Below are 19506 nucleotides of genomic sequence, written 5' to 3' on the forward strand. Positions count from 1 at the left end.
ATATTAAACCCATTTTTAATGAAAGTTGCCTCTACCAGAACTAATTTCGATGTCGAATCTATCCGTAAGGATTTTCCCATTCTCTCACGCGAGGTGAATGGAAAACCCCTGGTGTACTTCGATAACGCGGCAACATCTCAAACTCCGCAGCAGGTAATAGACGCTATTGTTGACTACTACACGCGCTACAATGCCAATATTCACCGTGGAGTGCATACCCTCTCACAGGAAGCTACAGATGCTTATGAGCAGGCAAGGGTAAAGGTGCAAAAGCATTTTAATGCTGCGCATTCTTATGAAGTTATTTTTACTTCGGGAACCACCCATGCAATTAATCTTGTTGCTAGCGGATTTTCATCCCTTCTAAAAGAAGGTGAGGAGATTATAGTTTCGGCACTGGAACATCACAGCAATATTGTACCCTGGCAAATGCTCTGCGAAAAAACCGGAGCAAAGCTAAAAGTTATTCCTATGAATGACGATGGTACTTTGGACATGGAGGAATATGAAAAACTTCTTTCAGAAAAAACAAAGCTGGTTTTTGTAAATCATGTTTCTAATGCTCTAGGCACCATAAATCCTGTTGAGGAAATTATTGAAAAAGCACATAAAGTAGGGGCTGCTGTACTTTTGGATGGCGCCCAGGCGGCACCACATATAAAAGCAAATGTCCAGAAACTGGATGTGGATTTTTATGTTGTCTCTGCTCACAAGATGTGTGGACCTACAGGAGTAGGCATGCTTTACGGAAAAGAGGAATGGTTAAAGAAACTTCCCCCATACCAGGGAGGAGGCGAAATGATCGCGACCGTGACTTTTGAAAAGACAACCTACGCCGATCTACCTCACAAATTTGAAGCCGGCACACCCGACATCTGCGGCGGAATCGCTTTTGGAGCTGCTTTGGATTATATGAATTCCATAGGTTTTGAAAATATAGCTGCCTATGAAAATGAATTACTGGAATATGCCACAGAAAAGCTTCAGGAAATCGAAGGCTTGAGAATTTATGGTACTTCCGCAGAAAAAACTGCAGTGATCTCTTTTAACATTGATGATATTCATCCCTATGACATCGGGACCATTATAGATAAGCTTGGAATAGCAGTAAGGACCGGCCACCACTGCGCTCAACCGGTGATGGATTATTATAAAATTCCGGGAACAGTAAGAGCTTCCTTTTCGTTTTACAATACTAAAGAAGAGATCGATATTTTTATAGAGGCCGTAAAAAGGGCAAAAAATATGCTATCCTAATATACAGGTTATGAAAAAAATCCTGTTTCTAGTATGCTCTCTATTTTTGTTTTCCTGCGCCAATACTGCAGATACAGTTGCAGAAGAAATTTTGCACGGGGAATACAGGGTAATAGAAATTGATGTCGAACAATCTCTTGAAAATGAAATAATTTTCGATTTTAATCCTGTAGGCAACCGGGTATCAGGAAATACTGGATGTAATAGATTTTCCGCCAATTACAGTCAGCAAGGGAACAACCTGGAGTTTTCCACCCCTATGAATACCAGAAAGTATTGCAAGGGAAAAATGGAAGTGGAGAAACAAATTCTTTCTTCCCTTGAAAAGGCTTCCAGGCTGGATCGCAATGGTAAGGAAATTGTGGTTTATTCCAATAATGACATACCTTTAATGACCTTAATTAAAATTGAGCAAAGTGAGTAATAATATCAAAGAAATACAGGACGAGATTGTTGATGAGTTCGAAATGTTTGACGACTGGATGCAGCGGTATGAACATATGATAGAACTTGGAAAGTCACTTCCGCTTATAGAAGAAAAGTACAAGACAGAAGAAAACCTGATAAAGGGTTGCCAGAGTAAAGTGTGGGTTCATGCCGAACTCGAAGGGGACCGGTTGGTCTTTACGGCAGACAGTGATGCAATAATAACCAAAGGAATTATTGCTATACTTATTCGAGCCTACTCTAATCAACATCCAAAAGACATCATAGATGCCGACACAGCTTTTATTGATGAAATAGGATTAAAGGAACACTTGTCACCTACCCGTGCCAATGGTCTTGTAAGCATGATCAAGCAGTTAAAAATGTATGCTGTGGCATATCAAACGCAATTGAATTAAAATGGAACACGCACAGAATTCAGAAGTTTTGGGAGAAAAAATCGTAACGGTTTTAAAAACCATTTATGATCCCGAAATCCCTGTTGATATATACGAACTTGGATTGATCTATGACGTTATGGTAAACGAGGACAACGAGATCAAGATCCTTATGACTCTTACAACTCCAAACTGCCCCGTAGCCGAATCGCTACCCATGGAAGTTGAGGAAAGGGTTAAATCCATGAATGAGGTAAAGGATTGTGAAGTTGAGATCACTTTTGATCCCCCCTGGACCCAGGACCTTATGAGTGAAGAAGCAAAGCTTGAACTTGGAATGCTTTAATTAAACAATAATTTCCTAACAACTTTTATGGCCGAAGAAATTGTAAACCGAATAGCCAACAGTAAACTAGTTACTATTGACCTGGAAGATTATTATCCTGTAGGCGAACGCGTGGTTTTCGACATAAAGGACTGGCTTTTGGAAGGTTTTGTTCTTAGGGAAAAAGACTTTAGGGCGACTGCTAAAGCATATGACTGGGCCCGGTTTGAGGGTAAATATATGGCTCTAACCTGCTCAAGTGACGCCATTATTCCCGGGTGGGCTTATATGCTGCTAAACACTTATTTAGCCCCTGTTGCTAAAAAAGTTGTGGTTGGCGACCTTGAAATGCTGGAAACCGTACTCTACACTGAAATTTTACAGGAATTGGACGTGACAAAATATGAAGGCGCACCGGTTATTATTAAAGGCTGTTCCAGGAGACCTGTTCCTCAAAATGCCTATCTTCACTTAATATCAAAACTTCAGCCGGTCGCCAGAAGCATTATGTATGGTGAAGCCTGTTCTTCTGTTCCACTTTATAAAAAATAAATATGAAGAGAATTTTACTTTCAGTTTTTATTTTTATCGGATTTTTTGCCAATGCCCAGGAGAAAGAGGAGGCCGAAGAACAGCAGGAAGGATGGACTACAGAAGGGAATATTCAACTCCTGTTTAACCAGTCAGCTTTTAATAAAGAGTGGGCCGGAGGAGGAACCTCCAGTCTTGCCGGAAATCTCACTTTTGATTACAGCTTCAATTATTTAATGGATGATATTACCTGGGATAACAAAGTCTGGGCAACCTACGGACTTACAAAGGTAAAGACCGATGAATTTATAAGAAAGACCAATGACAGGTTCGAAATAAATTCTATTGTGGGAAAACAGATCAAAGAAACCAATTGGTTCTATTCATTTTTCGCACATTTCCAGTCGCAGTTTGACAGCGGATATGTTTTTTCTGAAAACCCCGAAACAGGAGAGATCACCCGCACCGAAACTTCCCATTTTTTCTCCCCGGCCTATTTAAAAGCAGGACCCGGTATTGGATGGCATAAAAACGATGATCTGCATTTTAATATAGCACCTGCAACTTCGCGGTTTATTTTTGTAGATGGGGATTTCACCAATGCCGCGGGCTATGTAGATGGAAGTTATTACGGAGTTGATAAAGGAGAAACCATGCGGTTTGAATTTGGTGCCTCTTTCACGGGATATGGAAAATTCAAACTAGTCGAAAACGTCACTTTGGAAAACACTCTTAGTCTTTATTCAAATTATCTGGATACCCCCGGAAACGTTGATATTGATTACCTAATGAATATCAATATGAGTATCAACAAATTCCTTTCTGCCAACCTTATTTTCCAGGCGATCTACGATGATAATACTGTAGGGGCTTTCCAGATTAGAGAGGTTTTTGGTGCCGCAGTGACTTACAATTTTTAATTTCTTCAGGAACAAAAGCTCATCAATCTCAGGATCCAATTTTGGCTAATGTTTAAGACGGCAGTTTTGATCATGCCTGTACTTGTAGCGCATATTTATGTAACTTTGTTGGTATAGCCAATCTTTTATGTTAGAGAAAAACGATTTAGAATACGAAAAGGTAGTTTTAATCGGGATCGTCACCCGGGAGCAGAATGAAGAAAAGCTCGAAGAATATCTCGACGAACTGGAGTTTTTAACCTACACCGCAGGAGGAGAAGTTGTTAAACGCTACACCCAAAAAATGGAGCGTCCAGATCCAAAAACTTTTATTGGTTCTGGAAAGATGGAAGAAGTGCGGGCCTATGTTTCAGAACATGAAATTGGGACTGCAATTTTTGATGATGAACTTTCCCCTGCCCAGCAGAAAAACATAGAAAAGATCCTTCACTGTAAGGTATTGGACAGGACCAATCTTATCCTGGACATCTTCGCCCAGCGTGCCACAACCAGTTACGCACGTACGCAGGTAGAACTGGCTCAATACCAATATTTACTACCCCGTCTCGCAGGGATGTGGACCCACCTCGAGCGTCAACGTGGGGGTATTGGAATGAGAGGACCCGGGGAAACAGAGATTGAAACCGATAGACGTATTGTTCGTGATAAGATCGCTCTTTTAAAGAAAAAGCTTGAAACTATTGACAAGCAGATGGAAGTTCAACGGGGCAACCGTGGCCAGCTGGTGAGAGTAGCTTTAGTTGGGTATACCAACGTTGGGAAGTCTACTTTGATGAACGTGATAAGCAAGAGTAAAGTCTTTGCTGAAAATAAACTTTTTGCGACTCTGGATACGACAGTGCGTAAAGTGGTGATAAGAAACCTGCCTTTCCTGCTTACAGATACTGTAGGATTTATTAGGAAATTGCCAACACAATTGGTCGAATCCTTTAAATCAACACTGGACGAAGTAAGGGAAGCCGATCTCTTGCTGCACGTAGTAGATATTTCGCATCCCCAATTCGAGGATCATATTGCTTCTGTAAACCAGATCCTGGCTGAGATCAAAAGTGCCGAAAAACCTGTCCTTATGGTTTTCAATAAGATTGACGCTTATGAAGCCGAAAAGATCGAAGAGGACGACCTAATGACCGAAAAAACCAGCTCCCATAACACTTTAGCCGAATGGGAAAACACCTGGATGAACCGTTTGGGTGACGATGTACTCTTCATTTCTGCACTCAATAAAGAGAATTTGGAGGAATTCCGTAAGAAAGTGTATGAAGCAGTTCGCGAGATACACGTTACACGATTTCCTTATAATAATTTTCTTTATCCCGAGTACGACACCTACACTGACGAAGAAGAATAATTTATGAAAAATAAGTAATTTAGAGAAGCTAAATTACTTAATATGAAAAACCTGATTCTTTCATCAATGCTATTGTTTTTTGCAATGGCAACTGCCCAGGACCTGGAGGGTTCGTGGCAAGTCATGGAAATTAACGATCAACCTGTTAATGATCGGGAGACAGTAAGGATCTACATGGATGGCTATTTTGCCCAGGGCACCCGTGAAACCGAAACCAATAAATTTATTAGTGCTCTTGGAGGTGAATACACCATGGGTGATTCCTACAATGAGACCTACGACTTTGATACAGCGGACACAAATAACCTTGGGAAAACCCGCACTTTTGAGCCTGTTGAAATTCGTCAAAATATGCTGATTCTTACAGCCGAAGATGGTACAACTTCAACCTGGAAACGCATTTCAAAGAAAAATAATGATCTTTCCGGAAACTGGGTGATCACAGGAAGACAAAGAGACGGGGAGATGAGTCGCAGTACACCCGGAGCTAGGAGAACCATTAAGATCCTGGGAGGCGACAGGTTTCAATGGGTGGCATTTAATTCCGATACCGGCGAATTCTTTGGAACCGGCGGTGGCACTTATACAGCAGAGGAAGGAAAATACATTGAAAACATAGAATTCTTCTCAAGAGACGACAATCGCGTGGGAGCAAGCCTCGACTTTGATTACGAAGTGAAAAATGGTGAATGGCATCACAGGGGAAAAAGTTCTAAAGGGAATCCTATCTATGAGATCTGGTCCCCTTATGCTGAGGCTTATAAGTAGTAAATTTTTAATAAGTTCTGTGACCGCTGCGCTACAAGAACCAAGAGCCAAGACAGATAAAAAACCGATGAGATAGGCTTTATTATCAATTATCACACCTGTGGCCGAAATCTATAAAGAAATTTTCCAGACCTAAATGTGATAACCAAAAACAAGGCAGGTCCACTTTTAGTCTTGACTCTTGCATCTTGGCTCTAGGTTCCTTTTTTATCCCATCGCCAAAACAGCTTTTTCAGCACATTTCTCTCCGTCGATAGCTGCTGAAACAATTCCGCCTGCATATCCTGCCCCTTCCCCACAGGGATAAAGACCTTTGATCTGAAAATGTTCCAGGGTTTCCCTATCTCTTGGGATTCTCACCGGGGAAGACGTTCTTGATTCGGTCGCATGCACAACAGCTTCATTAGTAAAATATCCCTTCATGCTCTTCCCAAACTCTATAAATCCCTTCTGAAGGCTTTCATACACGAATCCCGGCAATACCTCTCCCAGTTCAACTGAAGCGATCCCAGGCTTATAAGAAGTCTCGGGTAGAGAAGAAGAAATTCTTCCGCTGCTGAAATCAACCAACCGTTGAGCGGGTGCTGTCTGAGTTTTTCCGCCGGCTATCCACGCCTTTTTCTCCACTTCCTGCTGAAACTTCAGAGCTGCCAACGGAGAGTCTCCAAAAATGGCAAAATCTGAAGGTTTTATTTCCACCACAATTCCCGAGTTGGCAGTCGCCTGATCCCTTTTACTGGGCGACCATCCATTAGTAACGATCTCTCCGGGGGAAGTCGCACAGGGTGCTATAATTCCGCCGGGGCACATGCAGAAGGAATATACTCCCCTGCCCTTCACCTGTTTTACTATACTGTATGAAGAGGGAGGTAAAAACTCTCCCCTTTTTGCGGTGTGATATTGAATTTGGTCTATCAAAGCCTGTGGATGTTCTACTCTTACTCCCAGAGCAAAAGGTTTGGCTTCAATAAAGATCTTTTTGTTGTAAAGCAGTGTGAAAATATCCCTGGCAGAATGACCGGTGGCTAAAATGAGTTTTTTGGCAACTATTTTCCTGCCATCCATCAATACTACTCCCTCAATTTCTTCACTTTGCAGAAGGATATCTGTAACACGGGAATTAAAAAGCACTTCTCCGCCGTGATCTATAATAGTTTTGGTGATATCCTGAATAATTGCAGGTAACTTATTGGTGCCAATATGCGGGTGTGCCTCCACCAGGATTTGATTTGTCGCTCCAAAGGCAACCAGCAGCTCTAAAATGCGATTTACGTCTCCCCTTTTCTTGCTCCTGGTGTAAAGCTTACCATCAGAATAAGTGCCTGCACCACCCTCTCCAAAACAGTAATTGGAATCCTCATTTACGACGTGTTCAATATTTAACTTTTTGAGATCCCTGCGGCGGGCGCGAACATCCTTTCCCCTCTCTAATACAATTGGTTTCTTGCCCAGTTCAATACAGCGTAAAGCAGCAAAGAGTCCGGCAGGTCCTGCCCCAACTATTATTATCTCTTCGGCATTAGAAACATTTTTATATTCGGGAGTGGTGATCTTCTTTTCCTCAAAATCTTCCTGCAGGTATACCTGGACCTTCAGGTTCACCTTAATGTTTCTTTGCCGTGCATCAATACTTCTCTTTAAAATCTCCACATGGGTGATCTCATATATAGGAAGTCCATACTGCCTGGATACAAAATGTTTTACGGCTTCGGGATTTCCGGCAGTTTCAGGAGATACCTGGAAAGAAAATTCTTGTTGCATGGATAATTATTAGCGGGTGCAAATATAAGATTAAAGCCTTCTTAATTAATAGCTTCAGAAAAAAGCCTCAATATATTTAGAGGATAAAATTCTTCAGAAAAGAAAAGTTTTTAAAATATCCATTTCTATCCAATTTCAGCAAAATTTGTAAGAAACTGAAAATAAATTTGCAAATTAGCAGCAGGAACCTCTCTTCACTCTATAAATTTTATTGATATGAAAAATATACAATTGTTATTCCTGTTCCTTTTTGTAGGCTATCAAGGTCTTTTCGCGCAGGTCATTGTTCAAAAAGAAGTTTCGGCTTCAAATTATCCCGAAGCGCCGGATGTGATGCAGAAGGATTCAGTTCTAAGTATTCACGGCCACACCCGTACAGATCCTTACTTCTGGATGCGTCTTACAGATGAACAGAAAATAGCCGAACGACCCGATGAGCAAACTCAGAAGGTACTGGCCTACCTAAATGCTGAAAATACTTATACCGAAAAGGTAATGGCAGATACCGAGCAGCTGCAGGAAAAACTTTTTAATGAGATCGTGGGCCGCATCAAACAAACAGATGAGTCTGTACCTTATTTCAAGAATGGCTACTGGTATTATACCAGGTACGAAGAAGGCAAGGAATATCCTATTTACGCCCGCAAAAAGGGAAGTATGGATGCAAAAGAAGAGATCCTTATCAATGCCAATGAAAGAGCTAAAGGCCACGATTATTATGCAGTTGGCGGCCTGGAGGTAAGTCCTGACAATAAAATTCTGGCTTTCGGAGAAGACACACTTAGCCGCCGGGTCTACCACATTCAATTCCTGAACCTGGAGACCGGGGAAATGTTGAGTGACAAGCTGGATAACACCACGGGCAGCGGTGCCTGGGCAAACGATAACAAGACGTATTTCTATACAACCAAGAATAAGGTTTCCCTGCTTTCAGAAAAAATTCTAAGACATACCCTGGGAGAGGAAAATGCTCAGGATGATGTGGTATATGAAGAAAATGATCCTTCTTTTTACATTGGGGTCGACAAATCAAAGTCTGGTGAATATGTGATCATCAACACGCGCAGTACTCTTGCCAACGATCATTATATTCTTAAAGCCGATGATCCTGACGGAAATTTTCAACAATTCACACCTCGTGAAGAAGACCTGGAATATGATATTGAACATTACAAAGATAAATTCTACGTGGTGACCAATCTTGATGCAAAGAACTTCAGGCTCATGGAAACTCCAGAAGACAATACGGCTAAAGAAAACTGGGAGGAGGTAATTCCTCACCGCGAAAATGTTCTCCTGCAGGATATCGAGGTTTTTGAAAATTACCTAGTGGTCAATGAAAGAGGAAATGCTTTAACTCAAATACGGGTAATTGATCAGGAAACAGGAGAAGAGCACTATCTTAAATTTGATGAGCCGGCATATGTAGCTTTCTTTTCAGTTAACCCTGAGTTTGAGACCAACAAACTACGCTATATGTATTCCTCTTTTACCACGCCTCTTTCAACCGTAGAATACAATATGGAAACAGGAGAGAAGGATGTCTTAAAAGTACAGGAAGTTGTGGGAGGCCATGATCCCGAAGATTATGTAACCGAGAGATTCTTTGCTGAAGCAAGGGATGAAGCTCAGGTTCCTGTTACTGTGGTCTACAAAAAAACCACCGAAAAGAGTGATGATACTCCTCTGTTATTGTATGCTTACGGGTCTTACGGGTCATCTATGGATCCTTTCTTCAACTCCGCAATTTTAAGCCTGCTGGACCGCGGATTCATCTTTGCCACTGCGCATGTGCGTGGAGGTCAGGATATGGGCCGGGAATGGTACGAGGAAGGTAAAATGTTCAAGAAGAAAAATACTTTCACCGATTTTATTGACGTGGCGGAGCATCTTATAGAGAATAACTACACTTCTCCAGAACATCTTTACGCCAAGGGCGGCAGTGCCGGTGGCCTTCTAATGGGAGCGGTAGTCAACATGGCTCCCGAAAAGTTCAATGGTGTTATAGCCGGTGTCCCTTTTGTAGATGTAATCTCAACCATGATGGATGAAACCATTCCTCTCACCACCAATGAATTTGATGAATGGGGAAATCCAAAGAACAAGAAGAGTTACGACTATATGCTATCCTACTCTCCCTACGACAATGTTGCTGAACAAGATTATCCTCACATGCTGGTTACGACGGGCTTATTCGATTCACAGGTACAGTATTGGGAACCTGCAAAATGGGTTGCCAAATTAAGGGATAAAAAGACAGATGACAACCTGCTTTTACTGGATACCAATATGGAAGCAGGTCACGGCGGTGCTTCCGGAAGATTTGAACGCTACAAAGAAACAGCTCTCGAATACGCTTTCCTGCTGAAGCTGGAAGACATGATAGAAGATTAATTTTTGAATAGTTTCTGCAGAATTAATCTGCAGAAACTATTACATCATCCAGTTCATAAACCCCATTGTAGTAGGTATGATCGCTACCGGTGTACCGGAAGGCTATATAACCTTTGCCGGCTATGCAGGAAAGGTCCACAAGGCCGGAAGAGATCCAGTCGCCAAAGAAGTCATTGCTTTGTGCAATATAGGCGGCAGAAAGTATATTCCATTCTGCCTTTAAAATATTTTCCTCCACTCCATCCCAGTCGGTCGAAATCAGTACTTCCATAAAACTGCCATTGGCTAAACTGGTAGAGGTTTTAAAGCTAAGTGCCTCCCCGCTATTGGTATCAAAATTTATCTTTGGAGTGATCAACCAGCTAAGACTGCGCGCATCTCCCGAACCTGAAGGTCTCATCCTGGCCGATCGTCCCAGAGAAGCATTTGCTCCTTTTGCGGTATAGGCTTCCCATGGGCGGGAACCCTCCTGAATGATATTTTTCCAGCCTTTGCCTTCAACCGGTTTGTTGTTCTTTTGAGAGCTAAAGTCATCCTCAAATAAGATTTTGTCTCCAATTTGAGAAGCCAGGCCACAGTCGGTTACTTTTGGGTCACATCTTAAATTTGTACTCAGTTCTATATCTCCCGGATAGTTCACGTATATCGTATAGAATTCATCATAAAAGTCACGTGTTAAAATTCCGCTAACATTTCCCGAACCCATAGGCAGTTTCAAAGCTGCAAAATCGGCATAAGTACTGGTGCTAAGGATAAATGGAAAATCTCCCGTGCAGCTCTCCACCAGCCTTTCCCCGTCAAACTCATCATTCTCTTCGGCCGCATAGGTTGCAGGTTTTTCAGGAATGGTTAAAAGCTTATTGAATTGAACATCGTTGATCTTCACAAAAAGATTTTCCAGCCCGTCATTAAATTCTGAAGCCTGGATGATCTTTGGAGTGATTTCAACTACTTCAGAACTTCTGTAGATGTGATGTGATACACTCGACTGCGGAATATTCACTATTTGATTTCCTTCGGCCACCCCTAAGGCCGCCACCCCATTTACCTGGCCCACACTAAGCCCTTTTAGGTTAATATGAATTTTTCTTCCGAAGTTGAAAAACTGGTAATAAGAAGCCATGTTGAGTTTTATATTTATTCCTGCAGTTGGATTGTGGGGTTTATCCTGCACCACCATTTCCTTATAAAAATTACCAGCCTCGTCACTGGACACTACATAAGCCTCAAGGACCAGGTCCTTATCAAAAGTCACTAATCTCTCCGGATTTTGAAAATGCAGTCCCAATACCGCAGGAAGGTCCATATTGGTTTCTACAGCTAGATCCCGGGTTTCCTCAGGTGCTGAATGATCATCTTCGGGTGCACAGGAAGCCAAAATTATCAGGCTCAAAAAGGGCAAAATTTTCTTCATTTTTTTCAGAATCTATAGTAAACATGGGCATAATAGGTGGTACCGGGTCCAAACCAGTATTTTGATCCAAAAACAGGCTGCTCTCTTTCCATATCGGCCTTTAGAAGGGCATAGTTAACATTTCGGGATTGTTCATAGCCACCGGTTTTATAAGTAGAATCGAGTATGTTGTTTAAGCTGCCAAAAAAACCTACAAATCTGTTTTTCAGTTTCCATGATTTCCCGCCTACAATATTTACCAGCATGTAGCTTTCAAATTCCTCCTGTCGCAAAAGGCTTTGGGCAATAATTTCATCATAGTCTACAAAAGGAAAGCCGTCCACATCTGTTTTAAAATTCCGGGTTCTGGGGAGGGGCGCCACATCAATGAATGTTTTTGAAAAGAAATTTGCAGAAGCTGAGATCCACCAGTAATCCGGGTCCCTGTATTCAAATCCAGCCTGGACTGCCTGCTGCGGGCCACCGGAAAGCCGGTAATCTTTAAGAGCTGCTTTCCCCATGTGCCTAACCTCGGTAAAATCATCGGAGGTTAAATAAACTTCAGGATCACTATTGAAGATATAATCTCCAACAGAGCCGGCAGTTCGCAGCTTTAATGTACTCGTGAGCGGGATTTCAAATCCAAACTCCAGTCCAATATGTCTTTTATCGATTCCGGTCATTATTTCCTGAACAAAGGCATTGGTAACCTCTCTTCCAGATCCCGCGAGACCATCGGCATAATAGAAGGAAACCTCGGTTGCATCATCAAAAGTGCCGTAAAAACCTGTTATTCTCCCTGTAAGGAATGGTGCCCGAATGGTATACCCGGCATCGGCGGTAAAGATTTTTTCATTATTCAGGCCAATAACAACATCATTATTCTGTCGTGCATTGGAGAAGCTGTTGCGAAGCGTCGGTGGTTTTGTAAAACCCGCCAAATTGGTAGTGAGGTAATGTCTGCCGGTGATCTTATAGGTAAGACCTGCCTTTGCACCATAATCCCCAAAGTTTACCGGGTCGCTTTCCCCTAGAGAATTATCGGGGAAATTTCCATTTTGAAAGTAGCCGGTTCGCTGGTATGATATGGCAGAACCCTGGCCAGCCATATAAGCTTCTATTTTATTATACCTGAATTCCGCCTGAAGAAATCCTCCCCCGTTGGTAGCATTAAGCCCATAGTGGTACTTAAAAATGTCATTTTCGGCTACTAATTTGTTTTGGTTTTGAAGATCATTTTGAGCTTGAATACCTTCTGAAAAAGAATCCACATCAAGAAAAGATGCAGCTCCAAAAAGATCGAGGACCGATGCAAAATTTTCACTTTTAAGCTGCCGAAAATTCAGAGCTCCCGAAACTACCACATGTGAAGATACGGTATACCTGAAATTGGATCCCGCGGTAAGCTGCCGGTCATCTGTCCTGTCCTCATACAATGCATAAATAGCGTTGCCACCTATAGTTGCAGCTGCTTCATTGGCCAGGTACAGCTCCTCCCAGTTCAATTGCCCATTATCGCGAAAATCCTGTTTGGCCAGGTAAGCTCCCCTAAAATCGGGACTGTTTTCGGACCTGAGGTAGTAGGATGGAAGGTTCTGGTAATATGCAGGATCCGGATTACTGCCGCCACCCATGAAAATAGTTTGAGAGTCTGTCTCATACAAGCGGCTACCTCCATAATCGATCCTGCTATTCCCTGTCTTCCCAAATTGATAAGCTACGCTGGAACTAATTTCTAAATCTTCGGAAGGATCCCAATAATAATTGAGCATTAGAACAGGCTCTTCAACAACTTTTATTCTCGAGTTCCTAATTTCCCCGTCCTGCCAGCCCCAGTAAGAATTATACCTGTGGCCCTTCAATTCATACACCTCCTGAGTATTAGGAGAATTCTTCCCCCTTTCATTCGGTGTGTAAAACCCGGTAAAATTCAAGCTGTGTGAATCATTGAACTTTTTTTCAACTGAAACGAAAAAGGAATTGGCATCATAAATACTTCCTTCGACGTAACTTTGTTTTGCATACCTTCTTGAAAGCGACAAAGAATAAGCCCAGCCTGAAGGAAGTAAACCACTGTGATAGCTACCCATTGCTCTCCCGGAATAGGATCGATTTGCCATAGCATAGGAAAATTTGCCTCCGTTTTGATATTTGGTGGCTCTCATAATGATATTAGTTGTACCTGCGGGACCGCCGAAGGAAACATCTGAAGGCGTGGTGCTATTAGAAAATTCCTGGTTCCTCTGTACATCATTTAAACCTCCCCAGTTGCTCCATAAAGGTCTTCCATTGAAGATCTTATTCATTTCCACACCGTTTATCAACACTTTTCCATACTCACTATCGTAGCCACGCGGCCTGAAAAAAGTGGGACTAAAATCAAAAGCTGCAGCATTTAGAAACACATCTTTTGAAGCCTGTAAGAGACCCGAAATATTTGCAAAACCTCCATCCTCATCCAGTTCATGATCGGCCAGTGAAATAATTTCGGTTTGCCGCTGCATTTCGGGCAGGTTGGGTTTCAGAACAATCTCTCCCAGGTCAATGTCTTCGGAAAAGATCTTTACAGGAAAATGTTTATCAAAAAAGCCATTTTTGGAGAGGGTAAGGATCTGCTCTCCCTGCGGAAGGGATTCAGAAAAGACGAAGATTCCGCCGGGATCAGTAAATTCTTCCAGTGTAGTATTAGAAAGCCGGACAGAAACACCATATATCGGTTTTCCCGACACCTTGTCAATCACAACACCCGAAAGGCTCTGGCTAAAAGCAGCAGAAACCGAAAATAAAATTAAAGGAAATAAAATCCTCCCAAAAGAAAATATTTTCATAATTCATTACAGGGGAGGCAATTAGGGCGCAATAATACATTTATTATTTTATCTTTAGACCCCCTCTTAAAATATTTAACAAATTAAATTTCAAGTGATTAAAATATTTCTCAGTTTTCTCATTGTGCTCTTTTTTCCGAGCATCTTTTTTGCTTCTTCCGCACAGGAGAAGAAAGATTACAGGGTGGTGAGTGTTGCCTTTTACAATGTTGAGAACCTGTTCGATATTTATGATGACCCGTTAATTTTTGATGAGGAATTCACTCCCACCGGAAAAAACAGGTGGACAGAAGAATTGTATTTCAAAAAACTTGAAAATCTTTCGAAGGTCATAAACCATATAGGCAAACCAGGAATAGAAACCCCTCCTGCACTTTTGGGGCTTTGTGAGGTAGAGAACCTCCAGGTGCTTGAAGACCTCATTAAAATGCCTCTTTTAGCACCTTATGGCTATCAAATAATTCATTCTGATTCCCCAGATGAAAGAGGAATAGACGTGGCCCTTTTGTATAGACCGGAGATATTTGTAGTGCAGAACACTTCTACCCATTCTCTTTTGCTTTACGACCGGGTGAATACTTCAAAAAGAGATTACACCCGGGACCAACTAGTAGTAAGTGGTTTTTTAGAGGGGGAGGAAATTCATGTTATTGTTAATCACTGGCCCTCACGCAGTGGTGGTGAAAAATCCAGTAGCTACAAAAGAGAAAATGCAGCAAAGCTGAATAGAAAGATCATTGATTCGTTACAGAGAAAGGATCCCTATGCCCGTATTATCAATATGGGAGATTTTAATGATGATCCAGGGAATAAGAGTCTCAAAAAAGTGCTTGGAGCAAAGGGCCAAAAAGAACAGGTTGATTTTCAGGACCTATACAATCCTTTTGCTGTAATTGCTTCAAAGGGTTCGGGAACATCGGCTTATCGTGACCAGTGGAATTTGTTCGACCAGATCCTGGTATCAAAACCATTAATAGAAAAAGACCCTTCAAAATTTACATTTTTCAGGGCCTTTATATTTAATCCGCCATTCTTGGTTACCTCTACAGGAGCTTATAAGAATTATCCTTTCCGCAGTTTTGGTAGTTCAGGTTTTACAGGTGGTTTTAGTGATCATTTTCCTGTTTATATTCTTCTTACCAGAGATTTAGATTAGAACCAGGCCGACCACGGAATTCTTGAGAGAACAAATACAAGTCCCAATCCATAAAATATCCCAAGGGTTTTAAACTTTGATGTTGAAAGGCGCTTGTTCTTATGTTTGGAATAACCAATAGTTATCAATATGATCGCGATGATCATCATAAGAGGATGTTCCACCAGGTAAAGGCGCAACGTTGAATCTCCCATGACTTCTCCCATTCCCACTTGCCCAAAAGCTTTAAAATAAGGGGAAACAAAATACAGCACCAGGCCAATGAGCAATTGAATATGTGATACGATCAATCCAAACAACGCCAGGCGAAAATCTGTCGCCCCATATTCCTTCTTTGAGGTAATACCGATGATGAAATTTACTGTTGCAATGATTAGGACCAGGAGGACCAGGTATGCCCACCAGGAGTGGATAAAAGAAACGGTTTCGTACATAATAATTGGTTTTGGGTAAAGATAGGTTTTTTGCATAAAAAACCCGCCTCCCGGGAAAGGAGACGGGTTCATTTTTTTATAGAATTAATCCCATAGATTTTCTGCCACGGGGCCATCCCAGATTAAGGTAGCGAAGTATGGATTATCAATGAAAGGGTTTCGGTTACCCTGTGCTCCCTCTATGATTTCCTGCCGCTGCATTTCAAAAGCAGATACTGGATCTTCAGCGTTCCATTCCAGGAACATTTGAAGAGTTCCAACATCAGCAAAAGGTTCCTCATACTTAAGGTGGACATACAATACCATGCGAGCGACATCACCCTTCCATTCATCACCTGGATACCAGCTGTTCTCATTTACCAGTTTTGCTTCCCCACTTCCATCTGTGAAGGGGTAATTGGACCTGGTTTCATTAATTTCTATATCCGAAACTCTCATGTGGTGCATATCGTTCTTTGCTTCTGCTGAAGCTAATTTAGACTGTGGATAGATATGCTCGGTATTAAAAGTCTCTCCTTCACTAACATCTCCTTCCTGATATTCTGTCCAATGTCTCAATTCCCCGGTATACATCAAAACAACGTATTCGGGATCTGAAAAACTTGCATCTGCATCATAAAGGTAGTCGTGACGCATGTAGTATTCAAGCTTGTTCACATGTTTCTCTTCTGTGAGTTCGGCAAGTTCTGTTTTTAAAAGAACCGGATCCTGAGAAAGAGTAGCCCCGGAATAATAATCCTGCAATTCCGCCGGAATATTTAGTGCAATCGGCTGAACAATCAGAACCCGAACAGTTGCCGTAGAACAGGTTGCAGTTTCGTCGTCATCACAAATTGTGTATGTGAAACTATCCTCTCCTTCCAAACCTGTTGTTGTACCATAGGTAATTGTACCATCATCGTTAAGAACTACAGATCCCTTACTGCCGGTTGCATCAATTGAAGTAAGAACAGCGTCATCAATTAAATCGTCATTGTCCAGGAGATTGGAGAATACAACTCCTGTAGCTCCCACTTCCACTACTACCTCATCATTTTTTGCTACAGGTGACCCTTCATCTACAACTGTTACTGTAATGGTTGCAGTAGAACAGGTTGGTTCTTCATCATCATCACAAAGGTTATACGTAAAGCTATCTTCTCCAACAAAACCATTTGCCGGGGTGTACAGGATATCACCGTCATCTTCCAGAACAACTGTTCCACTAGTCCCTTCAACTCCTATAGAAGTAACTTCAGCATTGTCTGCCACATCATCGTTCGAGAGGTGATTAATGATCTTTAGTATCTTTTCCTCCTGCGTTTGATAAGTATCGTCTACGGCTGTAGGAGATGAAGCGGTAATATTAATATTAACCGTAGCTGTAGAACAGTTTTGGGTAGTAGCATTATCACAAATAGTATATTCAAAGGAATCTTCTCCCATAAAGTCCTGAGGCGGAGTATAGGTATAGGACCCATCATTATTTTCTGTTATTTCGCCTCCAGCTTCTGTTTCGCTGTCGATCTGGGTGATACGTGCATAGTCAAAGACCGTATCATTATCCATTAGTCCACTGATCTTTAGAGAAGTATTCTCTACGGTGGAAAATTCATCATTAACTGCCACAGGCAATTCTTCTACAGGGGGTTCAACAGGAGGGGTAACTCCCCCACCACCATCATCTTCTGTGCTGCAACCTAGCACCAATAGCAAAAAAGACAAAAACAGAAATTTGTTCATTTCTTTCATTCCGTTAATTTTAATTTTAGCCTAAAATGGCTCATTAATAAATACAAAAACCTCTTATACAAGATAAGAGGTTTTTGTGTTACATCATTATTCTACTACTATTTTACTCGAACCCACTCCCCATCTGTTTTGATAAGGTGTAGTTGCTCTGTAGTATTTGTACCATTGTAGATATCAAAAACCAGTAAATATTTTTGACCTTCCTCTGCATTTGGCGCTACCTTTCCACTTAAAAGTATATCCATCGCTTCAAGAAGCATTGCATCTGTCCACTGGTTTGAATTACCTTTTCTTCTGTCAAAGTTCTTATAGTAACCGGCACTATCTGCAGGACCAGGATACGTATCTATAAGTTGAGACTCTATATATTCATAATCTGAATCTGTAAGAACATGAACTATGGTATTATCAACTACCCATCCTGTATCTTCATAACCAAATTGAAGAGTGTAAGGAATTACAGTTGGAATAAATTCCCATTCTCTGTCTTCCTCATTATAAACAAAACTTGCATAACGGGTAACAAGGCCTCCTGAATACATTTTATATTCCACAGAGACAAAATCTCCATCCTGTGCATAAGGGAAACGTGGCTCTAACCATCTTCCAATATAAAAACCTGCTGTCGCTTCGTTTCCGAAGTTTCCATACTGCTGTTCAAATTCACTCTGATAGATACCATCAGGAAGGATAATTGGCATATGCCAGCTATTATCACCAAATCCAAACACCTGAGTTTCCATTACAGTTGAAACCTCCGGCTCATAGGCTACATACTCGCCATCTTCCAGGATGAAAGAAGACATAACCTCTTCAGTTGAACCACCGGGAAATATCTTATAAGTTACATCATAATGCGCACCTTCGGTAGCATCTGGAAATTCATCCATAAGAACGATATTCATGGCTTCAAGAATCATCTCCTCACTCCAGAAGTTATCACTGGTTGATCTTACATCAAAACTCTTGAAGTATGCAGCATTGTCTGAAGGACCTGGGTAGGCTTCAGCAAGTTCCACACCTATAAGTTCATAATTGCTGTCTTCATATTCAAATGGCATTCCGGCTGCACCAACGGTTACATAACTAGAACCATTATACTTAATATTCATGCTCTCTTCTCCTGGGCTACCATCATATATCTTATAAGAAACCTCATAAGTCTGTCCTTCAATACCAGTGAAATTCTCCTCCATCACCACGTTGAGAGCTTCAAGGATCATGTCATTATTCCAATATGCGTCTCTATCTTCTCTTCTTTCAAAGTTTCCGTACTGACCCGCACTACCGGCAGGTTCGGGATAAATAACTTCAAATTCGTCCTCTATGAGATCAAAATCATCACCTGTTAAAGTATAAGACTGCTCAACGGCTACTGTTCTATATGTTAATTCTACATAATCATTAAGTGTTGCCTGTTGAAATTGATATTCAAGAAAGTCCTTAATCTCTGAAGTCTTCACAAAATAATTTCTTCCAAGATCCAAAGCTTCATAACCTTCCTCAGATACTGTATATTCTTCAATAACAATAGGTGCATTAAGATCAAATGTCACCTGAGCAAGAGAACCTTCTCCCCAGAAAGGGAAATTTTCAGCAAGTATTTCAGGTATTAAGGCACCGGCATCATCTAAATTATCAACAACTCCGTCCTCTATCTCAAGAGTTTCATAATCTGCCTCTGTAAGGGTATATTCTTCTATCCCTATAATAGGTGTATTGGCAATTGTATCATCCACATCATCGTGGAGGTCTTCCATGGGTTCACAGCTCGTAAGAGCAAGACCAAGGAACATCATTAGTAAATAGATCGAATTTTTCATTTTCAATTTT

16 protein-coding genes are annotated in these 19506 nt (G+C 41.4%); 10 read left to right on the plus strand and 6 right to left on the minus strand.

Features of this window, described 5'->3' with window-relative positions:
• Positions 1-18: 18 nt before the first annotated feature.
• The 8 genes from LA313_RS05450 to LA313_RS05485 all read left to right on the plus strand — a co-directional run bounded on the left by LA313_RS05450 (position 19) and on the right by LA313_RS05485 (position 5976).
• Entirely contained in the window at positions 19-1257 is a 1239-nt protein-coding gene (locus LA313_RS05450) for an aminotransferase class V-fold PLP-dependent enzyme (protein WP_228913667.1), read from the plus strand.
• A gap of 10 nt (positions 1258-1267) precedes the next feature.
• The gene (locus LA313_RS05455) at positions 1268-1681 is read left to right on the plus strand and encodes an META domain-containing protein (RefSeq protein ID WP_228913668.1); all 414 of its coding nucleotides are present in this window, start codon (positions 1268-1270) and stop codon (positions 1679-1681) included.
• Between the two features lie 43 nt (positions 1682-1724).
• Complete coding sequence (locus LA313_RS05460) at positions 1725-2102, plus strand: SufE family protein (RefSeq protein ID WP_228914448.1); 378 nt, start codon at positions 1725-1727, stop codon at positions 2100-2102.
• A gap of 1 nt (position 2103) precedes the next feature.
• The gene (locus LA313_RS05465; protein ID WP_228913669.1) at positions 2104-2427 is read left to right on the plus strand and encodes an SUF system Fe-S cluster assembly protein; all 324 of its coding nucleotides are present in this window, start codon (positions 2104-2106) and stop codon (positions 2425-2427) included.
• A 27-nt stretch (positions 2428-2454) separates the two neighbouring features.
• Positions 2455-2958, plus strand: a complete 504-nt coding sequence (locus LA313_RS05470) for a DUF2480 family protein (RefSeq protein ID WP_228913670.1) — start codon at positions 2455-2457, stop codon at positions 2956-2958.
• 2 nt (positions 2959-2960) lie between these two features.
• Positions 2961-3857 carry a DUF3078 domain-containing protein gene (locus LA313_RS05475; protein WP_228913671.1) on the plus strand — a complete coding sequence of 299 codons (897 nt, stop codon included), beginning with the start codon at positions 2961-2963 and terminating at the stop codon, positions 3855-3857.
• A gap of 127 nt (positions 3858-3984) precedes the next feature.
• A complete protein-coding gene (hflX, locus tag LA313_RS05480; protein ID WP_228913672.1) occupies positions 3985-5208 on the plus strand; it encodes a GTPase HflX in 1224 nt (407 codons plus the stop codon).
• Between the two features lie 42 nt (positions 5209-5250).
• Positions 5251-5976: a hypothetical protein gene (locus tag LA313_RS05485; RefSeq protein WP_228913673.1), complete on the plus strand. Its 726-nt coding sequence runs from the start codon at positions 5251-5253 to the stop codon at positions 5974-5976.
• A gap of 207 nt (positions 5977-6183) precedes the next feature.
• Here LA313_RS05485 and LA313_RS05490 read toward each other — a convergent pair whose 3' ends face one another.
• A complete protein-coding gene (locus LA313_RS05490; protein ID WP_228913674.1) occupies positions 6184-7737 on the minus strand; it encodes an NAD(P)/FAD-dependent oxidoreductase in 1554 nt (517 codons plus the stop codon).
• A 216-nt stretch (positions 7738-7953) separates the two neighbouring features.
• Here LA313_RS05490 and LA313_RS05495 point away from each other — a divergent pair, with 216 nt between their 5' ends.
• Positions 7954-10131: a S9 family peptidase gene (locus LA313_RS05495; protein ID WP_228913675.1), complete on the plus strand. Its 2178-nt coding sequence runs from the start codon at positions 7954-7956 to the stop codon at positions 10129-10131.
• Between the two features lie 22 nt (positions 10132-10153).
• On the opposite strand, the gene LA313_RS05500 is transcribed toward LA313_RS05495, so the two are convergent.
• Positions 10154-11545, minus strand: a complete 1392-nt coding sequence (locus LA313_RS05500; RefSeq protein WP_228913676.1) for a DUF5689 domain-containing protein — start codon at positions 11543-11545, stop codon at positions 10154-10156.
• A gap of 5 nt (positions 11546-11550) precedes the next feature.
• The gene (locus tag LA313_RS05505; RefSeq protein WP_228913677.1) at positions 11551-14352 is read right to left on the minus strand and encodes a TonB-dependent receptor; all 2802 of its coding nucleotides are present in this window, start codon (positions 14350-14352) and stop codon (positions 11551-11553) included.
• A gap of 94 nt (positions 14353-14446) precedes the next feature.
• Here LA313_RS05505 and LA313_RS05510 point away from each other — a divergent pair, with 94 nt between their 5' ends.
• Positions 14447-15508, plus strand: a complete 1062-nt coding sequence (locus LA313_RS05510) for an endonuclease/exonuclease/phosphatase family protein (protein ID WP_333473549.1) — start codon at positions 14447-14449, stop codon at positions 15506-15508.
• Here LA313_RS05510 and LA313_RS05515 read toward each other — a convergent pair.
• The 3 genes from LA313_RS05515 to LA313_RS05525 form a co-directional block, all read right to left on the minus strand.
• The gene (locus LA313_RS05515) at positions 15505-15942 is read right to left on the minus strand and encodes a hypothetical protein (protein WP_228913678.1); all 438 of its coding nucleotides are present in this window, start codon (positions 15940-15942) and stop codon (positions 15505-15507) included. The genes LA313_RS05510 and LA313_RS05515 overlap by 4 nt on opposite strands.
• Before the next feature lie 84 nt (positions 15943-16026).
• The gene (locus LA313_RS05520; RefSeq protein ID WP_228913679.1) at positions 16027-17673 is read right to left on the minus strand and encodes an Ig-like domain-containing protein; all 1647 of its coding nucleotides are present in this window, start codon (positions 17671-17673) and stop codon (positions 16027-16029) included.
• A gap of 98 nt (positions 17674-17771) precedes the next feature.
• Positions 17772-19496, minus strand: a complete 1725-nt coding sequence (locus LA313_RS05525) for a hypothetical protein (protein WP_228913680.1) — start codon at positions 19494-19496, stop codon at positions 17772-17774.
• Positions 19497-19506: the final 10 nt, after the last annotated feature.

It is taken from the genome of Salinimicrobium sediminilitoris (assembly GCF_020866905.1).
GTDB lineage: Bacteria > Bacteroidota > Bacteroidia > Flavobacteriales > Flavobacteriaceae > Salinimicrobium > Salinimicrobium sediminilitoris.

Bases quoted from the DNA above. Each gene is read 5' to 3' on its own strand.
- LA313_RS05460 (WP_228914448.1), top strand. From the start codon at position 1,725: ATGTTTGACGACTGGATGCAGCGGTATGAACATATGATAGAACTTGGA.
- LA313_RS05515 (WP_228913678.1), bottom strand. From the start codon at position 15,942: ATGTACGAAACCGTTTCTTTTATCCACTCCTGGTGGGCATACCTGGTC.
- LA313_RS05485 (WP_228913673.1), top strand. From the start codon at position 5,251: ATGAAAAACCTGATTCTTTCATCAATGCTATTGTTTTTTGCAATGGCA.
- LA313_RS05455 (WP_228913668.1), top strand. From the start codon at position 1,268: ATGAAAAAAATCCTGTTTCTAGTATGCTCTCTATTTTTGTTTTCCTGC.
- LA313_RS05525 (WP_228913680.1), bottom strand. From the start codon at position 19,496: ATGAAAAATTCGATCTATTTACTAATGATGTTCCTTGGTCTTGCTCTT.
- LA313_RS05500 (WP_228913676.1), bottom strand. From the start codon at position 11,545: ATGAAGAAAATTTTGCCCTTTTTGAGCCTGATAATTTTGGCTTCCTGT.
- LA313_RS05470 (WP_228913670.1), top strand. From the start codon at position 2,455: ATGGCCGAAGAAATTGTAAACCGAATAGCCAACAGTAAACTAGTTACT.
- LA313_RS05450 (WP_228913667.1), top strand. From the start codon at position 19: ATGAAAGTTGCCTCTACCAGAACTAATTTCGATGTCGAATCTATCCGT.
- LA313_RS05490 (WP_228913674.1), bottom strand. From the start codon at position 7,737: ATGCAACAAGAATTTTCTTTCCAGGTATCTCCTGAAACTGCCGGAAAT.
- LA313_RS05495 (WP_228913675.1), top strand. From the start codon at position 7,954: ATGAAAAATATACAATTGTTATTCCTGTTCCTTTTTGTAGGCTATCAA.
- LA313_RS05465 (WP_228913669.1), top strand. From the start codon at position 2,104: ATGGAACACGCACAGAATTCAGAAGTTTTGGGAGAAAAAATCGTAACG.
- LA313_RS05475 (WP_228913671.1), top strand. From the start codon at position 2,961: ATGAAGAGAATTTTACTTTCAGTTTTTATTTTTATCGGATTTTTTGCC.
- LA313_RS05520 (WP_228913679.1), bottom strand. From the start codon at position 17,673: ATGAAAGAAATGAACAAATTTCTGTTTTTGTCTTTTTTGCTATTGGTG.
- hflX (WP_228913672.1), top strand. From the start codon at position 3,985: ATGTTAGAGAAAAACGATTTAGAATACGAAAAGGTAGTTTTAATCGGG.
- LA313_RS05505 (WP_228913677.1), bottom strand. From the start codon at position 14,352: ATGAAAATATTTTCTTTTGGGAGGATTTTATTTCCTTTAATTTTATTT.